This is a genomic window from Streptomyces lydicus (assembly GCF_001729485.1).
In the GTDB taxonomy this organism is placed as follows: Bacteria; Actinomycetota; Actinomycetes; order Streptomycetales; family Streptomycetaceae; genus Streptomyces; species Streptomyces lydicus_D.
On the sequence record NZ_CP017157.1, the window covers coordinates 2,743,969 to 2,761,607 of the forward strand.

16 protein-coding genes are annotated in these 17,639 nt (G+C 71.3%); 14 read left to right on the forward strand and 2 right to left on the reverse strand.

Annotated features, from left to right (window positions below; genetic code table 11):
- The first annotated feature begins 32 nt into the window (after positions 1 to 32).
- Together SL103_RS11880 and SL103_RS11885 are read left to right on the forward strand one after the other, a co-directional pair.
- Positions 33 to 833, forward strand: coding sequence for a polysaccharide deacetylase family protein (locus SL103_RS11880; protein WP_244303888.1), 801 nt, complete (start codon positions 33 to 35; stop codon positions 831 to 833).
- Positions 833 to 2,044 (forward strand): YncE family protein, encoded by a 1,212-nt coding sequence (locus SL103_RS11885; protein ID WP_069568824.1) that lies wholly within the window; start codon positions 833 to 835, stop codon positions 2,042 to 2,044. Before SL103_RS11880 ends, SL103_RS11885 begins: the two co-directional genes overlap by 1 nt.
- Positions 2,045 to 2,056: 12 nt before the next feature.
- Here SL103_RS11885 and SL103_RS11890 read toward each other — a convergent pair whose 3' ends face one another.
- The gene (locus tag SL103_RS11890; RefSeq protein WP_069568825.1) at positions 2,057 to 3,733 is read right to left on the reverse strand and encodes a hypothetical protein; all 1,677 of its coding nucleotides are present in this window, start codon (positions 3,731 to 3,733) and stop codon (positions 2,057 to 2,059) included.
- A 162-nt stretch (positions 3,734 to 3,895) separates the two neighbouring features.
- Positions 3,896 to 6,094, reverse strand: a complete 2,199-nt coding sequence (locus SL103_RS11895; RefSeq protein ID WP_069568826.1) for an elongation factor G-like protein EF-G2 — start codon at positions 6,092 to 6,094, stop codon at positions 3,896 to 3,898.
- A gap of 264 nt (positions 6,095 to 6,358) precedes the next feature.
- Between SL103_RS11895 and pgsA the strand changes: the two genes are divergently transcribed.
- The 12 genes from pgsA to secD all read left to right on the forward strand — a co-directional run bounded on the left by pgsA (position 6,359) and on the right by secD (position 17,639).
- Positions 6,359 to 7,018: a phosphatidylinositol phosphate synthase gene (pgsA, locus tag SL103_RS11900; RefSeq protein WP_069568827.1), complete on the forward strand. Its 660-nt coding sequence runs from the start codon at positions 6,359 to 6,361 to the stop codon at positions 7,016 to 7,018.
- Positions 7,015 to 7,965, forward strand: coding sequence for a phosphatidylinositol mannoside acyltransferase (locus SL103_RS11905; RefSeq protein ID WP_069568828.1), 951 nt, complete (start codon positions 7,015 to 7,017; stop codon positions 7,963 to 7,965). The genes pgsA and SL103_RS11905 overlap by 4 nt, the downstream gene beginning before the upstream one ends.
- Entirely contained in the window at positions 7,962 to 9,086 is a 1,125-nt protein-coding gene (locus SL103_RS11910; protein ID WP_069568829.1) for a glycosyltransferase family 4 protein, read from the forward strand. The genes SL103_RS11905 and SL103_RS11910 overlap by 4 nt, the downstream gene beginning before the upstream one ends.
- Before the next feature lie 427 nt (positions 9,087 to 9,513).
- A complete protein-coding gene (locus tag SL103_RS11915; RefSeq protein WP_069568830.1) occupies positions 9,514 to 10,059 on the forward strand; it encodes a hypothetical protein in 546 nt (181 codons plus the stop codon).
- Positions 10,060 to 10,209: 150 nt separating this feature from the next.
- Complete coding sequence (pdxS, locus tag SL103_RS11920) at positions 10,210 to 11,121, forward strand: pyridoxal 5'-phosphate synthase lyase subunit PdxS (protein ID WP_030067142.1); 912 nt, start codon at positions 10,210 to 10,212, stop codon at positions 11,119 to 11,121.
- A gap of 16 nt (positions 11,122 to 11,137) precedes the next feature.
- Positions 11,138 to 11,731 carry a pyridoxal 5'-phosphate synthase glutaminase subunit PdxT gene (gene pdxT, locus SL103_RS11925; protein WP_069568831.1) on the forward strand — a complete coding sequence of 198 codons (594 nt, stop codon included), beginning with the start codon at positions 11,138 to 11,140 and terminating at the stop codon, positions 11,729 to 11,731.
- Positions 11,732 to 11,804: 73 nt separating this feature from the next.
- Positions 11,805 to 12,557, forward strand: a complete 753-nt coding sequence (locus SL103_RS11930) for a YebC/PmpR family DNA-binding transcriptional regulator (protein WP_033267821.1) — start codon at positions 11,805 to 11,807, stop codon at positions 12,555 to 12,557.
- 152 nt (positions 12,558 to 12,709) lie between these two features.
- Complete coding sequence (gene ruvC / locus SL103_RS11935) at positions 12,710 to 13,261, forward strand: crossover junction endodeoxyribonuclease RuvC (RefSeq protein ID WP_069568832.1); 552 nt, start codon at positions 12,710 to 12,712, stop codon at positions 13,259 to 13,261.
- Positions 13,258 to 13,878, forward strand: coding sequence for a Holliday junction branch migration protein RuvA (ruvA, locus tag SL103_RS11940; RefSeq protein ID WP_069568833.1), 621 nt, complete (start codon positions 13,258 to 13,260; stop codon positions 13,876 to 13,878). The genes ruvC and ruvA overlap by 4 nt, the downstream gene beginning before the upstream one ends.
- Before the next feature lie 82 nt (positions 13,879 to 13,960).
- A complete protein-coding gene (gene ruvB, locus SL103_RS11945) occupies positions 13,961 to 15,046 on the forward strand; it encodes a Holliday junction branch migration DNA helicase RuvB (protein ID WP_069568834.1) in 1,086 nt (361 codons plus the stop codon).
- Positions 15,047 to 15,209: 163 nt separating this feature from the next.
- Complete coding sequence (gene yajC, locus SL103_RS11950; RefSeq protein ID WP_069568835.1) at positions 15,210 to 15,731, forward strand: preprotein translocase subunit YajC; 522 nt, start codon at positions 15,210 to 15,212, stop codon at positions 15,729 to 15,731.
- 147 nt (positions 15,732 to 15,878) lie between these two features.
- Positions 15,879 to 17,639 (forward strand): protein translocase subunit SecD, encoded by a 1,761-nt coding sequence (secD, locus tag SL103_RS11955; RefSeq protein ID WP_069568836.1) that lies wholly within the window; start codon positions 15,879 to 15,881, stop codon positions 17,637 to 17,639.

The following is a 17,639-nucleotide window of genomic DNA, read 5'->3' on the forward strand; positions in this document are numbered from 1 at the left end:
CGATTCGGAGGGGTTGCCTCTCTAATGGGGTGGTGACTTCACTGGATCGTCGCTCCGTGCTGCGCGCGGCCGCCTCGGCCGCGGCCGCCGGTGCGCTGGCGACGGGCTGCGACCCGCACCGGGACGAGGACACCGGAACCGCACCGTCCGCCGGCGGCCCCGGTCCGTCCGGGGCGGGCCAGGTCCCGCCCGCCCCGGTGCGCGCCGCCCGGCCCCCGACCCGCGCGCCGGGCCTGCCCGTACAGATCGAGCACGGGCCGCGGACCGGCAAGGCGGTGGCGCTGACCTTCCACGGGGCGGGCGACCCCAAGCTGGCGACCGCCCTGCTGGCCGAGGCCGAGCGGGCCGGCGCCAGGGTCACCGTGCTCGCCGTCGGCAGCTGGCTCGACGCCCAGCCCCGGATGGCCCGCCGGATCCTCGACGGCGGCCACGAACTGGGCAATCACACCCTGCACCACCGCAACATCGACGCCCTGCCGGCCGCCGAGGCGTACGCCGAGATCACCGGGTGCGCGGACCGGCTGCGCAAGCTCACCGGGACCATCGGCAGCTGGTTCCGCCCCTCGCAGACCCGGCGGGCCACGGACCTGGTGGTCGGGCTGGCCCGTAAGGCCGGCTATCCCCACGTCCTGTCCTACGACGTGGACTCCCTCGACGCGAACGACCCCGGCGCCCCGGCCGTGCAGCGCACGGTCCTGGACTCGGTCGGGCCGGGCTCGGTCGTGAGCCTCCACCTCGGGCACGCCGGCACGGTGGCGGCACTGCCCCCGATCCTCGACGGCCTCCGCCGGCGCGGTCTGCGCGCGGTGACGACAACGGAGCTAGTGACCTGATGGCTGACCGGAACCGTTCCCATTCCACGCGACGCACCACGGTGCCGGGCTTCCGTCACCGGGCGGCCGCACTGCTCGCGGTGGCCTGTGCGCTGGCGGCGGGCTGCGGTGACGGCGGGACCAAGCCCGCCGCGCAGGGCCCGCGGCCGGTCGAGCGGGCACCGGTCAAGGCGGCCAGACCCGGCCTGCCCGGGATGCCGCCGCTGCTCGACGAGCACGACCTGTACGCCGCGGACCGGCCCGGCAGGCTCGCGCCGCAGGTCAAGGACTATCCCGCGCGGATCTACGTCCCCAACACCGGTTCCGACACGGTCAGCGTCATCGATCCGAAGACCTACAAGGTCATCGAGACCATCCCGGTCGGGGTGCAACCGCAGCACGTCGTGCCGTCCTGGGACCTGAAGACGCTGTGGGTCAACAACAACCGGGGGCACGACCTCACCCCGATCGACCCGGCCACCGGCAAGGCCGGCGAGCCGGTCAAGGTCCACGACCCGTACAACCTGTACTTCACGCCCAATGGGAAGTACGCGGTCGTGATGGCCTCGATGGACCGTCAGCTGGTGTTCCGCGACCCGCACACCATGGAGATCCGCAAGACCCTCCCGGTCGGCTGCGCCGGCGTCAACCACGCCGACTTCTCCCCGGACGGCCGCTACTTCATCGTCTCCTGCGAGTTCTCCGGTGAGCTGCTGAAGGTCGACACCGAGAAGATGAAGGTGATCGGCCAGGAGAAGCTGCCGTTCGACGGGGCGATGCCGCAGGACGTGAAGATCTCCCCGGACGGCAGGACCTGGTACATCGCCGACATGATGGCCGACGGGATCTGGGTCATGAACGGCGACACCTTCAACCGGCCCAAGCTCATGCCGACCGGCAAGGGCGCCCACGGCCTCTACGTCAGCCGGGACTCGCGGTACATGTATGTCTCCAACCGCGGCGAGGGCTCCATCTCCCTGCTCGACTTCAAGATCGGCAAGCTCGTCGACAAGTGGCACATCCGCGGCGGCGGCAGCCCCGACATGGGCGGCCTGTCCACCGACGGCAAGGTGCTGTGGCTGTCCGGCCGCTACAACTCGGAGGTGTACGCGCTGGACACCCGTACCGGCAAGACCCTGGCCAAGATCCCGGTCGGCCAAGGCCCGCACGGTCTCGCGGTCTACCCGCAGCCCGGCCGGTACTCCCTGGGGCACACGGGCATCTTCCGCTGACCCCGATGCCCGCTACGCGTTGTACTCGTCGGCCTTCTGCGGCTCCACGCCCTGGATCATGCCGCTGAGCACCAGCGAGCGGTTGGTGAAGCGCTCGGTGTCCACGCCGTTGTCCGCCAGGACGCTCATCGCGGCGGCGTGGACCGTGCGCAGCACCGGCGTCGCGGCGCGCAGCGCGTCATCGGCCATGAAGCGGTGCCGCCACGGCTTGTCGGCCCAGACGTGCCGCAGGCCGAACGGCTCGGGGAGGGTCAGCTTGCCGCCGAGGAAGTCCAGCACCGGCGGGAACCACGTCAGCGGGGCGCGGGCCGCCAGCCGGACCACTTCCTTCGCCTCGATCAGCGGCAGGTGCTGGGTCTTGGTCTCCCAGAACTTGATGACCTTGGCGACGTCCTTGGTCTTGGGCTCCGGCTTGGTCGTGAACAGCCCGTTGACGGGGCCGAGGGCGTGGCCGGTCACCTCGATGCGCAGCGTCTCGTGCAGCACGGTGACGGTGATCATCAGGGTGATGACCAGCTGGCCGTCCCACAGGACGAACTGCACGCCGAGGTAGTGGCGGTTGCCGCTGCCGAACTGCTGCTCGTTGCAGATCCGCTCTATCTCGTGCCCGCGGATCTGGAACGCCTCGACGTGCGTGCCCTCGGGGCGGGCGACCGCGGCGGCCTTCTCGCCGACCGGCGAGACGATCCAGTGGCGTACGGAGGGCGTGGGGAAGCCTCCGGTGTGCAGCGGGCTGCGCTCCAGCAGCCGCAGCCGGTCGTGGATCACCCGGATCACGTCCCAGCTGCGGAACGGGTTGATCTCGGTGCCCTCCCGGGCGGGCGTGAGCTCCTCCGCGAGCTGCCAGCTGCCCCAGCGGGTGCCCATGCCGAGTATGCCCTTGGGGCCGGCGTAGAAGACGACGTTGCTGTTCTGCTCGGCGGTGATTTTGGCGAGATTCTGCCGAAGGGTCTCGGCGGCGATCTGGTTCGGGTCCTGGGGTACCGCCTCGGGGATCTTCGCGGCCACGCCGCCGCCCTCCAGCAGTCCCTTCCAGGACTCCCGCATGGCCACCGCGGTCCGTTCGCAGAACTGCTTGGCCAGCCACCAGCCGATCACCGGGGCGACGAGCATCGCGCGGCCGTACATCGGCCAGAAGCCGTTCAGCGGCAGCTTGATCATGAAGAACAGGGCGAGGCCGCCGAGCACGGTGAGGAGTACCGCGCCGAGCAGCGAGAGGCTGCTGCCGTCGCTCTTGGAGAGCATCTTGCGCAGCTGGAAGACGCCCAGCCACAGCAGCACACCGGGCAGGAAGACCAGACCGAACAGCACCATCAGCACCGTCAGTTTGATGTCCCGCTGCTTGCGGATGCGGGTGGCCGACAGGCAGTGCTCGACGACGGTCTGCGGCTCGGTCCCGAAGGACTGGATCAGCGGCTTGCGGCCGCCGCCGAGCATCCGTACCTGGACGGCGCGCGAGAACGCCTCGCCGAGGTTGGGCTCGAACAGCGACAGCTTGGGCTTCTTGATCTCGGACTTGCCCGAGTCGGAGTCGGCCTTGGCGATGTCCGACAGCGGGCTGTCCCGGTAGGCGGCCGAGGCCAGGGCCTGGGTCGCCGCCGTCTGTCCGGCGCTCCCCGAGAGCGGCACCTGCGCCCCCGGGCTGAAGTCAAAGCCGTCTGCCACTACCGCCCCCCACACCACGCGCATCCGATGATGCGGCTCTTCCCGACTTCCGCCGACGGCACACCTGTCGCGGCGGGTGACCTCGTGACCTGCCGCCGAACCGGCGGTTCCACGACAAGACTCTCAGCGTACAGCCGCCGCCCGGCCCAAGGGAGTTGTGCCGGACAGCGGCTGACGGGGCGTCGACTACGCGCCGTTCTCCGCCTCTTCCCGGAACTTCCCGGCGAGCTGCGGCGGCATCGGCTCGTGCCGTAGGTAGACGCGGGAGAAGCGTCCGCTGCCGTGCGAGAGGGAGCGCAGATCGACGGCGTACCGGCCGATCTCGATCTCGGGAACCTCGGCCCGTACGACGGTGCGGCCCGCGCCCGACTGTTCGGTGCCCACAACCCGGCCGCGGCGCCCGGACAGATCGCTCATCACCGGACCGACGAAGTCGTCCGGCACCATCACGCTGACCTCGCAGACCGGTTCGAGGAGGTCGATCCGGGCCTCGGCCGCTGCCTCGCGCAGCGCCAGCGCGCCCGCCATCTGGAACGCGGCGTCCGAGGAGTCGACCGAGTGCGCCTTGCCGTCGAGCAGCGTGACCCGGATGTCCACGAGCGGATGCCCGACGGCGACCCCGCGCGCGGCCTGGGCGCGTACGCCCTTCTCGACGGAGGGGATGAACTGCCGGGGCACCGCGCCGCCCACGACCTTGTCGACGAACTCGATGCCGGAGCCGCCGGGCAGCGGTTCGACCTCGATCTCGCAGATCGCGAACTGGCCGTGTCCGCCGGACTGTTTGACGTGGCGTCCGCGCCCCGCGGCGGCCTCGCCGAAGGTCTCGCGCAGCGGCACCTTGTGCGGGACGGTGTCGACCTGGACGCCGTAGCGGCTGCGCAGCCGCTCCAGCGCCACATCGACGTGCGCCTCGCCCAGGCACCACAGGACCACCTGATGGGTGTCCTGATTGTGTTCCAGCCGCATCGTCGGGTCCTCCGCCACCAGGCGCGCCAGGCCCTGCGAGAGCTTGTCCTCGTCGGGCTTGCTGTGCGCCTGGATGGCGACCGGCAGCAGCGGGTCGGGCATGGACCAGGGCTCCATCAGGAGCGGGGCGTTCTTGTCGGAGAGGGTGTCGCCGGTCTCGGCGCGGGTCAGCTTCGCCACGCACGCCAGATCACCGGCGATCGCCTGGGACAGCGGGCGCTGCTGTTTGCCGAACGGGACCGAGAGCGCGCCCACCCGCTCGTCGACGTCGTGGTCCTCGTGCCCGCGGTCCTGGAGGCCGTGGCCCGAGACGTGCACCGTCTCGTCCGGCCGCAGCGTCCCGGAGAAGAGCCGTACCAGGGAGATCCGGCCCACGTACGGGTCGGACGAGGTCTTGACCACCTCGGCCGCGAGCGGGCCGTCCGGATCGCAGGTCAGCGACGGGCGGGGGGCGCCGTCCGGGGTGGTGACCGCGGGTGCCTCCCGCTCCGCCGGCGTCGGGAAGCCGCCGGTGATCAACTCCAGCAGCTCGACCGTGCCGAGGCCCTGCTTGGAGCCGTCGGGGGCCGGCGCGGCGGCCAGTACGGGGTGGAAGGTGCCGCGGGCGACCGCGGTCTCCAGATCCCCGATGAGGGTCTTGACGTCGATCTCCTCGCCGCCGAGGTAGCGGTCCATCAAGGACTCGTCCTCGCTCTCGGCGATGATCCCCTCGATGAGGCGGTTGCGCGCCTCCTCGATCTGCGGCAGCTCGTCGGCGGTGGGCGCACGCTCGGTGCGTTCGCCGGAGGAGTAGTCGAAGACCCGTTGGGAGAGCAGGCCGATCAGGCCGTGCACGGGGGAGTGGCCGTCGGCGCCCGGCGTGCCGTACAGCGGGAGGTAGAGCGGCAGGACGGCGTCCGGGTCCTCACCGCCGAAGGTGGTCCGGCACAGCTCGGTCATCTCGTCGAAGTCGGCGCGGGACGCCTCCAGGTGCGTGACGACCAGGGCGCGCGGCATGCCGACGGCCGCGCACTCGTCCCAGACCATCCGGGTCGCGCCGGCCACGCCGTCGGCCGCCGAGACAACGAAAAGGGCCGCGTCCGCAGCGCGCAGACCGGCCCTGAGTTCCCCGACGAAATCGGCGTATCCGGGGGTGTCCAATATGTTGATCTTGACTCCGCCCCAGTCCACCGGGACCAGGGAGAGCTGTACGGAGCGTTGCTGGCGGTGTTCGATCTCGTCGTAGTCCGACAGGCAGCCGCCGTCCTCGACCCGTCCGGCGCGGTTGACCGCCCCGGACGCCAGCGCCAGGGCCTCGACCAGAGTGGTCTTTCCCGATCCGCTGTGGCCGACCAGCACCACATTCCGCAGGGCCGTGGGCTGGCCGGCCGTTGATGCCCTTCCGGCGGCTCCCGGGCGTGTACTCGTCTTCTCGCTCATGTGTCTCGCCTCCAGGTCGACACTTTGCGGTGATTCGAGCTTTCCACCGAGGTCATGATGCGTCCATACATGGCACAGCGGACCGGCGCCCGCAGGGGTCTCAAGGGGCCCGTCCGCGCGCCCGCAGGCGCGCGGCGGCGGCCCCGAGCCGTGGGATGCACCCCGCGCCGCGATGCGTCCGCAGCGGCCCCGGGCCTCCTGGCTACGATGGGCCAGCCGGTGGCCCATCGACCGCGCGGCCCGTATCGACCCTCCGGGAAGGCCATGCTGAACAAGTACGCGCGTGCTTTCTTCACGCGTGTTCTCACGCCGTTCGCCGCCCTGCTCATCCGTATCGGCGTCAGCCCGGACGCGGTCACCCTGATCGGGACCGGGGGCGTGGTGGCCGGCGCCCTGGTCTTCTACCCACGGGGCGAGTTCTTCTGGGGCACGATCGTCATCACCCTGTTCGTCTTCTCCGACCTGGTCGACGGCAATATGGCCCGGCAGCTGGGCCGCTCCAGCCGGTGGGGCGCCTTCCTCGACTCCACCCTCGACCGGGTCGCCGACTCGGCGATCTTCGGCGGGCTGGCCCTGTGGTACGCCGGGCGCGGTGACAGCCTGATGCTCTGCGCGATGGCGATCTTCTGCCTCGCCAGCGGCCAGGTGGTCTCGTACACCAAGGCGCGCGGCGAGGCCATCGGGCTGCCGGTGGACGTCAACGGCCTGGTGGAGCGCGCCGAGCGGCTGGTGATCACGCTGGTGGCCTGCGGTTTGTCGGGGCTGCACGCGTTCGGGGTACCCGGTGTCGAGGTCCTGCTGCCGATCGCGCTGTGGATCGTCGGCATCGGCAGCGCCGTCACGCTCGGCCAGCGCGTGGTCACGGTACGCCGGGAGTCGGCCGAGGCCGACGCCGCCGTCGCACAAGGGGGGAACACCGTATGACCCGGCTGCCGGGAATCGACACCGACAAGCTCACCGACGCGCTCTACGGACTGGGCTGGAGCACCGTCAAGAAGCTGCCCGAGGGCGTCGCCGTACGGCTGGGCCGGCGGATCGCCGACACGGCCTGGAAGCGCCGCGGCAAGGGCGTCCGCCGCCTGGAGGCGAACCTCGCCCGGGTGGTCCCGGACGCCTCGTCCGCGCGCCTGGCCGAGCTCTCCCGCGCCGGGATGCGCTCGTACATGCGCTACTGGATGGAGTCCTTCCGCCTGCCCGCCTGGAGCGAGGACCGGATAAAGACGGCCTTCGACCCCGAGGACGTGCACCACCTCACCGACGGCCTCAAGAGCGACCGCGGCGTCATCCTCGCCCTGCCCCACATGGGCAACTACGACCTCGCCGGCGTCTGGGTCACCACCAAGCTCAACACCCCCTTCACCACCGTCGCCGAGCGCCTCAAGCCGGAAACCCTCTACGACCGCTTCGTCGCCTACCGGGAGGGCCTGGGCATGGAGGTGCTGCCGCACACCGGCGGCGCCGCCTTCGGCACCCTCGCCCGGCGGCTGCGGGCCGGCGGCCTGGTCTGCCTGGTCGCCGACCGCGACCTCTCCAGCTCCGGCATCCCGGTCACGTTCTTCGGCGAGGAGACCAAGATGCCGGCCGGCCCCGCGGTGCTCGCCGTGCAGACCGGCGCGATGCTGCTGCCGGTCACCCTCTGGTACGACGACACCGCCGTCATGCGCGGCCGGGTCCACCCGGAGATCGAGGTCCCGGAGACCGGCACCCGCGCCGAGAAGGCCGCCCGGATGACCCAGACCCTGGCCGACACCTTCGCCTCCGGCATCGCCGACCACCCGACGGACTGGCACATGCTGCAGCGCCTGTGGCTGGCCGACCTGGAACCACGCCCGGAGAACGGCCCCGTGGCCACCGGATCGGAGACCCCGTGAAGATCGGCATCGTCTGCCCGTACGCCTGGGACGTCCCCGGCGGCGTGCAGTTCCACATCCGCGACCTGGCCGAACACCTCATCCGGCTCGGCCACGAGGTCTCCGTCCTCGCGCCCGCCGACGACGAGACCCCGCTGCCGTCCTACGTCGTCTCCGCCGGCCGCGCGGTCCCCGTCCCGTACAACGGCTCGGTCGCCCGCCTGAACTTCGGTTTCCTCTCCGCCGCGCGGGTACGCCGCTGGCTCCAGAACGGCGCCTTCGACGTCATCCACATCCACGAACCGGCCTCCCCGTCGCTCGGCCTGCTCGCCTGCTGGGCGGCCCAGGGCCCCATCGTGGCGACCTTCCACACCTCCAATCCGCGCTCCCGGGCGATGATCGCCGCGTATCCGATCCTGCAGCCCGCACTGGAGAAGATCAGCGCCCGGGTCGCGGTCAGCGAGTACGCCCGGCGCACCCTCGTCGAGCACCTCGGCGGTGACGCGGTGGTCATCCCCAACGGCGTGGATGTCGACTTCTTCGCCCGTGCCGAGCCCGACCCGCGGTGGCAGGGCCGGACCATCGGCTTCATCGGCCGCATCGACGAGCCCCGCAAGGGCCTGCCGGTCCTGATGCAGGCGCTGCCCAAGATCCTCGCCGAGGTCCCGGACGCCCGGCTGCTGGTCGCCGGCCGCGGCGACGAGGAGGAGGCGGTCGCGGGCCTGCCCGCCGAGTTGCGCTCCCGGGTCGAGTTCCTCGGCATGGTCACCGACGAGGACAAGGCCCGGTTGCTGCGCAGCGTCGACGTCTACGTCGCCCCCAACACGGGCGGTGAGTCCTTCGGGATCATCCTGGTGGAGGCGATGTCGGCCGGTGCGCCCGTACTGGCCAGCGACCTGGACGCCTTCGCCCAGGTCCTCGACCAGGGCGAGGCCGGCGAACTCTTCGCCAACGAGGACGCGGACGCCCTGGCCACCGCGGCGGTACGCCTCCTCGGCGACCCCGCCCGCCTCGCCGAGCTGCGGGAACGCGGCACCCGCCACGTCCGCCGCTTCGACTGGTCGACGGTCGGCGCCGACATCCTCGCCGTCTACGAGACGGTCACGGCGGGCGCGGCGTCTGTGGCCGCAGACATGGACTAGGCGTCCGGCGGGCCCCCACGTTGTCGTCCGTCCCGCCGTGGTGGTTTCTCGCCGTTGCGCCTGCGGCGGGCGTGGGTGGTTGGGTGCGGTGCCGCTCCTCCGGACTTCGTCCTGCGGCGCGTCCCCTCCCGTAGTGGGAGAGTTAAAGGCCGGTGGGGGCGGGCGTCAGTAACGACGCTCGCCCCCACCGGCCTTCAAGATTCCCTCCCACGGGAGGGGACGGACCGCAGGACGAAGTCCGGAGGGCCGGCACCGCACCCAGTAACAACGCGGCCCGCCGCAGGCGCAACGGCGAACAACACCCACGTCGGGACGGAAAACAACGTGCGGGGGCGCCGCAAAGCGCAACGGCGAGCAACACCCACGGCGGGACGGCCGACAACGTGGGAATCCGCCCAAGCGCAGCGGACCGGTAACGTGACCCGCCGTGACCACGTTCATCTGGATCGCCGCCGCGATCGTCCTCATCGGCATCTACCTCAGCTGGACCGCCGGCCGTCTCGACCGTCTGCACGCGCGCATCGACGCGGCCCGGGCGGCCCTCGACGCCCAGCTGCTGCGGCGTGCGTCCGTCGCGCAGGAGGTGGGCACGTCCGGTGTCCTGGACCCGGCCGCGTCGATCGTGCTCTACCAGGCCGCGCACGAGGCCCGGCAGGCCGAGGAGGACCAGCGGGAGGTCGCCGAGAGCGCGCTGACCCAGGCGCTGCGGGCCATCTTCGCCGAGGAGGCGCAGCTGGAGGCCGTACGGGAGGCCCCGGGTGGCGAGCAGACGGTCACCGAGCTCACGGCCGCGGTCCGTCGCGTCCCGATGGCCCGGCGTTTCCACAACGACGCCGTACGGGCGGCCCGCGCGGTGCGCCGCCACCGGGTGGTGCGATACTTCCGGCTCGCCGGGCACGCACCGTTCCCGCTGGCCTTCGAGATGGACGACGAGCCCCCGGCCGTCCTGGACGACCGCTCGGCGGGCAACTGACCCGGGCGCCGGATGTGCCGCGGGCGGGTGCCGGGTACGGCGACCCGGGCCCGACGATCCACCGGCCTTGAATTGGCCCTTTTCTCCGGTCGCTCGCAAACGGTTGTGTGGTCCGCACGCATAACCACCCGCACTGAGTGAGGTCTAACCGTGTCCAGCACGCCCACCACGCCCCAGAACCCCGAGACCGGAACCGCGCGCGTCAAGCGCGGAATGGCCGAGCAGCTCAAGGGCGGCGTGATCATGGACGTCGTCACGCCGGAAGAGGCGAAGATCGCCGAGGACGCGGGCGCCGTCGCCGTCATGGCCCTGGAGCGGGTCCCCGCCGACATCCGCAAGGACGGCGGCGTGGCCCGTATGTCGGACCCCGACATGATCGACGGCATCATCGACGCCGTCTCCATCCCGGTCATGGCCAAGTCCCGCATCGGCCACTTCGTCGAGGCCCAGGTCCTGCAGTCCCTCGGTGTCGACTACATCGACGAGTCCGAGGTCCTCACCCCGGCCGACGAGGTCAACCACTCCGACAAGTGGGCCTTCACCACCCCCTTCGTCTGTGGTGCCACCAACCTGGGCGAGGCGCTGCGCCGGATCGCCGAGGGTGCCGCGATGATCCGCTCCAAGGGCGAGGCCGGCACCGGCAACGTCGTCGAGGCGGTCCGCCACCTGCGTCAGATCAAGGGCGAGATCGCCAAGCTGCGCGGCTGCGACAACAACGAGCTGTACGCCGCCGCCAAGGAGCTGCGCGCCCCCTTCGAGCTGGTCAAGGAGGTCGCCGAGCTCGGCAAGCTGCCGGTCGTGCTGTTCTCCGCCGGTGGTGTCGCCACCCCGGCCGACGCCGCGCTGATGCGTCAGCTCGGCGCCGAGGGCGTGTTCGTCGGCTCCGGCATCTTCAAGTCCGGTGACCCGGCCAAGCGCGCCGCCGCGATCGTCAAGGCCACCACCTTCTACGACGACCCGAAGGTCATCGCGGACGTCTCCCGCAACCTGGGCGAGGCCATGGTCGGCATCAACTGCGACACCCTCCCCGAGGCCGAGCGCTACGCCAACCGCGGCTGGTAAGGACGTAAGGAACCAGATGAGCACCCCCACCATCGGTGTGCTGGCCCTCCAGGGCGACGTCCGCGAGCACGTCAAGGCGCTCGCGGACGCCGGTGCCCAGGCGCGGCCGGTGCGCCGCCCCGAGGAACTGGCCGAGATCGACGGCCTGGTCATCCCGGGCGGCGAGTCCACCACGATGTCCAAGCTGGCGGTCGTCTTCGGCATGCTGGAGCCGCTGCGCTCCTTCGTCCGCGCGGGCCGCCCGGTCTACGGCACCTGCGCCGGCATGATCATGGTCGCGGACAAGCTGCTGGACGCCCGCGAGGACCAGGAGACGCTCGGCGGCATCGACATGATCGTGCGCCGTAACGCCTTCGGGCGGCAGAACGAGTCGTTCGAGGCGGCCATCGACGTGGCCGGTGTCTCCGGCGGACCGGTCGAGGGCGTCTTCATCCGGGCGCCCTGGGTGGAGTCCGTCGGCGGCGCGGTCGAGGTCCTGGCGACCTACGACGGGCACACCGTGGCCGTGCGGCAGGGTAACGTCCTCGCTACGTCCTTCCACCCGGAACTCACGGGTGACCACCGGGTGCACGCCCTGTTCGTCGACATGGTGCGTGCGTCAGCTGAGTGACAGCGGGTGATCCAGCCCCGGTAGGATCGAGGGCGTTGGTTTCAGAAATGGGTTACGCGAAGGAGACAGGCGGATGTCCGGCCACTCTAAATGGGCTACGACGAAGCACAAGAAGGCCGTGATCGATGCCAAGCGCGGCAAGCTCTTCGCGAAGCTGATCAAGAACATCGAGGTCGCGGCCCGCACGGGCGGCGCCGACCCCGACGGCAACCCGACCCTCTTCGACGCCATCCAGAAGGCCAAGAAGAGCTCGGTGCCCAACAAGAACATCGACTCCGCGGTCAAGCGCGGCGCGGGCCTGGAGGCCGGCGGCGCCGACTACGAGACCATCATGTACGAGGGTTACGGCCCCAACGGTGTCGCGGTGCTCATCGAGTGCCTCACCGACAACCGCAACCGTGCCGCCTCGGACGTCCGCGTCGCCATGACCCGCAACGGCGGTTCGATGGCCGACCCGGGCTCGGTGTCGTACCTGTTCAACCGCAAGGGCGTGGTGATCGTCCCCAAGGGTGAGCTGTCCGAGGACGATGTGCTGGGTGCGGTGCTGGACGCCGGCGCCGAAGAGGTCAACGACCTCGGTGAGTCCTTCGAGGTGCTCAGCGAGGCCACCGACCTGGTGGCGGTCCGTACCGCCCTGCAGGAGGCCGGTATCGACTACGACTCCGCCGACGCCAACTTCGTCCCGACCATGCAGGTCGAGCTGGAGGAAGAGGGCGCGCGCAAGATCTTCAAGCTGATCGACGCACTGGAGGACAGCGACGACGTGCAGAACGTCTTCGCCAACTTCGACGTCTCGGACGACGTGATGGCCAAGGTCGACGCCTGACGCGCCCTCACCACGGCTGACGCGGACGGGCCGACGGGAACACACCCCGTCGGCCCGTCCGCGTTGTCAGTGCCAGCCGATACTGTGCTGGTCAGGGGGTTTCGGCCCCCGGCACAGGAACAGGTGACCGAAGTCGGTGAGGGGAGGGCGCCGTGAAGGTGCTGGGCGTGGACCCGGGGTTGACCCGGTGCGGGATCGGCGTGGTGGAGGGGGTCGCCGGCCGCCCGCTGAAGATGGCCGGCGTCGGCGTGGTCCGGACCCCGGCGGACGCGGACATCGCCGACCGACTGGTCCTCATAGAGCGCGGTATCGAGGAGTGGCTGGAGAGCCACCGCCCCGAATTCGTCGCCGTGGAGCGGGTGTTCAGCCAGCACAACGTCCGTACGGTCATGGGCACCGCCCAGGCCAGCGCGGTCGCCATGCTGTGCGCCGCCCGCCGCGGACTGCCGGTCGCTCTGCACACCCCCAGCGAGGTCAAGGCGGCCGTGACCGGCTCGGGCCGGGCTGACAAGGCCCAGGTCGGCGCGATGGTGACGCGGCTGCTGCGGCTCGACGCGCCGCCCAAGCCGGCCGACGCCGCCGACGCCCTGGCCCTCGCCATCTGCCACATCTGGCGCGCCCCCGCGGTCAACCGCCTCCAGCAGGCGCAGGCCGCCGCCCGCCGCTCCTCCGCTCCCGTCCGCACGCTGAAGGGCACCCGATGATCGCCTTCGTCTCCGGCCCGGTCGCGGCCCTGGCCCCCGATACCGCCGTCGTCGAGGTGGGCGGCATCGGGATGGCCGTCCAGTGCACCCCGAACACCCTCTCCGGGCTGCGCCTCGGACAGCAGGCCAAACTCGCCACCTCCCTCGTGGTCCGCGAGGACTCGCTCACGCTCTACGGCTTCGCCGACGACGACGAGCGGCAGACCTTCGAGCTGCTGCAGACCGCCAGCGGCGTCGGCCCCCGGCTCGCCCAGGCCATGCTCGCGGTGCATTCGCCCGACGCGCTGCGGCTGGCGGTCTCCACCGGCGACGAGAAGGCGCTCACGGCCGTGCCGGGCATCGGCAAGAAGGGCGCGCAGAAGCTGCTGCTGGAGCTGAAGGACCGGCTCGGCGAGCCGCTGGGCACCGGTCGCACGGCAGCCGCCGGCGCCGCCGCGGCCGGCTGGCGCGATCAGCTGCAGGCCGCCCTGATCGGGCTCGGCTACGCCAGCCGCGAGGCCGACGAGGCGGTCGCCGCGGTCGCCCCGCAGGCCGAGGCGGCGCTCGCCGACGGCGGTGCGCCGCAGGTCCCGCAGCTGCTCAAGGCCGCCCTGCAGACCCTCAACCGCGCACGATGACCGCCGTCACCCGGGCCCCGGGCCCGCCACCGTACGACCACGCAGGCGGCCCGGCCGCCCCGACCCCGCGAGGCAATCCGCAGTGAACTGGGACGACACCGCACCGTCCACCGAGGACGCCCCGGCCGGCGCCGACCGGCTGGTCGGGCCCGACGCGGACGGCGAGGACACCGCCGTCGAGGCCGCGCTGCGGCCCAAGGACCTCGCCGAGTTCGTGGGCCAGGAGCGGGTGCGCGAACAGCTCGACCTGGTGCTGCGCGCCGCCCGCGCCCGCGGCGCCACCGCCGACCACGTCCTGCTGTCCGGCGCGCCCGGCCTCGGCAAGACCACCCTCTCCATGATCATCGCCGCCGAGATGGGCGCCCCGATCCGGATCACCTCCGGCCCGGCCATCCAGCACGCCGGCGACCTCGCGGCGATCCTCTCCTCCCTCCAGGAGGGCGAGGTCCTCTTCCTCGACGAGATCCACCGGATGTCCCGGCCCGCCGAGGAGATGCTCTACATGGCGATGGAGGACTTCCGCGTCGACGTCATCGTCGGCAAGGGCCCCGGCGCCACCGCCATCCCCCTCGAACTCCCGCCGTTCACCCTGGTCGGCGCCACGACCCGGGCCGGTCTGCTGCCCCCTCCGCTGCGTGACCGCTTCGGCTTCACCGCCCACATGGAGTTCTACGCCCCCGCCGAGCTGGAGCGGGTCATCCACCGCTCGGCCGGGCTGCTGGACGTCGAGATAGACGCGGACGGCGCCGCCGAGATCGCCGGCCGCTCCCGCGGCACGCCCCGTATCGCCAACCGCCTGCTGCGCCGGGTCCGCGACTACGCCCAGGTCAAGGCGGACGGCTTGATCACCCGGGAGATCGCCTCGCAGGCCCTCGGGGTCTACGAGGTCGACGCCCGCGGTCTGGACCGGCTCGACCGCGCGGTGCTCACGGCGCTGCTCAAGCTCTTCGGCGGCGGCCCGGTGGGCCTGTCCACCCTCGCGGTCGCGGTGGGGGAGGAGCGCGAGACGGTCGAGGAGGTCGCCGAGCCGTTCCTCGTACGGGAAGGGCTGCTCGCCAGGACCCCCCGGGGCAGGATCGCGACCCCCGCGGCCTGGGCTCATCTGGGGCTCGTTCCCCCGCAGCACCAACCGGGAGGAAGCGGACAGCAGGGCTTGTTCGGCCCGTGACGGCGCGGAGACTCGCCCGGCCAGGAACTGCGGTGCGATGCTGGGCGTTGTTCCACTGGTGGGGACTCGCTTAGACTCCGCCGATGCCGACCGTGACGGCCGGCATACCCACCCCCGCTATAAGAGACCGCCCAGCAGCGGTCGTGCGAAGGATTTCCGTCCCGTGAGTATCGTGACTCTTCTCCCCTTCATCGTCCTCATCGGGGCCATGTTCCTGATGACGCGGTCCGCCAAGAAGAAGCAGCAGGCGGCCCAGCAGATGCGCAACGAGATGCAGGCCGGCACCGGCGTCCGGACCATCGGTGGCATGTACGCCACCGTCAAGGAAATCCACGAGGACACCGTCCTCCTGGAGGTCGCCCCCGGCGTGCACGCCATCTACGCCAAGAACGCCATCGGCGCGGTGCTCGCGGACGAGGAGTACAACCGCATCCTGGACGGTGCCGACCCGATCCACACCGACGAGCCGGTCGTCCCGGACGACGCCTCGTCGCTGACCGGCGACACCGTCGCCGAGACGGGTGACAAGGCCGACAAGATCGACCTCGGCAAGGCCGCCACCCCGGCCGACGCCGAGCCCGCCACCGAGCAGCCCGCGGCCGACAAGGGCGCCGAGGACAGCGTCAAGGCCGACGCCGACGCCGCCAAGGAGGACAAGAAGGCCGGCGGCGACGACGCGAAGTAGTCCCTCCCACGGAACCGCGGAGCGCGAAGCGTCGTGCGCCGCGGTTCCGGGACGGTCTAGGCTCCGGCGGGGGCAGGTCCCCACAAGACTTCGTGGCCGCTCGGCCGACACACCGGGCCGAGGGGTTGGACAGGGAGAAACGAGAAGGTGGCAGCACCGAAGAAGGGCCGCAGGGCGCCCACGGGCCAGGGACATCCGGGCCGCACCCTGATCCTGGTCCTGATCGTGATGGCCGGGCTGATCGGAGGCATGTTCTACGCCGGCACGCTGACGCCGCGGCTGGGCATCGACCTGGCCGGCGGCACGAGCTTCACGCTCCAGGCCGAGAACATGCCGGGCAAGCCCAACGCGATCAACGAGACCAACATGAAGACCGCCTCCGGGATCATGGAGCGGCGGGTCAACGGTCTGGGCGTGTCCGAAGCCGAGGTGCAGACCCAGGGCACCGACCACATCGTGGTGAACATCCCCCGGGGTACGGACGCCAAGCAGGCCCGTCAGCAGGTCGGTACCACCGCCCAGCTCGGATTCCGGCCGGTGCTGACCACCACCGCCGGCACCAAGCCCCCCGCGCCCAAGCCCAGCCCCTCCAAGGGCACGAACGGCAAGGGCAAGGGCGGCGACCAGGCCAAGGGCACCCAGCAGCACGCCTCCTCGTCGCCGACCCCCGGCGCGAAGCCCACGACGCAGGGCCGTGCCGTCACGGACGCCCTGAAGAAGGCCCCGTCGGGGAAGCCCACCCCGTCCGGCTCGGCCAAGCCCACCACGCCCGCGGTCCCGCCGGCTCCCGGTGGTGACCAGATCCCGCCGGCCCTCCAGAAGCAGCTGAACGAGCTGGACTGCTCCTCCAAGAAGGCCCTCGCGGTCGCCGGCGAGAAGGCCGCCGCGGCCAACCCGTCCTCCCCGGTCGTGGCCTGCAAGGACGACGGCTCGCAGAAGTACGTGCTGGGCCCGGTCGGCGTCGAGGGCACCGACGTCAAGGACGCCAAGGCCGTCTTCGACAGCCAGCAGGGCCAGGGCTGGATCGTCCAGATGGACTTCACCTCCGACGGAGGCAAGAAGTTCGCGGACGTCACCGGCAAGCTCGCCACCAAGACGCAGCCGCAGAACCAGTTCGCGATCGTCCTCGACGGCGCGGTGGTCTCCGACCCGCGGGTCAGCGAGCGGCTGAACGGCGGCAACGCCACCATCTCCGGCGGCTTCACCCAGCAGTCCGCCGAGGACCTGGGCAACATGCTGTCCTACGGCGCCCTGCCGCTCTCGTTCAAGATCGTCGACGAGACCTCGGTCACCGCGGCGCTCGGCGGCGAGCAGCTGCACGCCGGTCTGCTGGCCGGCGCCATCGGCCTGGCCCTGGTCATCATCTACCTCGTCGCCTACTACCGGGGGCTGGCGCTGGTCGCGCTGGCGAGCCTCGGTGTCTCGGCGATCCTGACGTACGCGATCATGACGTTGCTGGGCCCGGCCATCGGGTTCGCGCTGAACCTCCCGGCGGTCTGCGGCGCCATCGTCGCCATCGGCATCACCGCCGACTCGTTCATCGTCTACTTCGAACGCATCCGGGACGAGATCCGCGAGGGCCGCACGCTGCGTCCCGCCGTCGAGCGGGGCTGGCCGCGGGCCCGCCGTACGATCCTGGTCTCCGACTTCGTGTCGTTCCTGGCCGCCGCGGTGCTGTTCATCGTCACCGTCGGCAAGGTGAAGGGCTTCGCCTTCACACTGGGCCTGACCACCGTGCTGGACGTCGTGGTGGTGTTCTTCTTCACCAAGCCGCTGATGACGATGCTGGCCCGGCGGAAGTTCTTCGCCAACGGACACCCGTGGTCCGGGCTCGACCCCAAGCGCCTGGGCGCCAAGCCGCCGCTGCGCCGCCGTCGCTCCGCCCCCACCCAGACGAAGGAGGCGTGA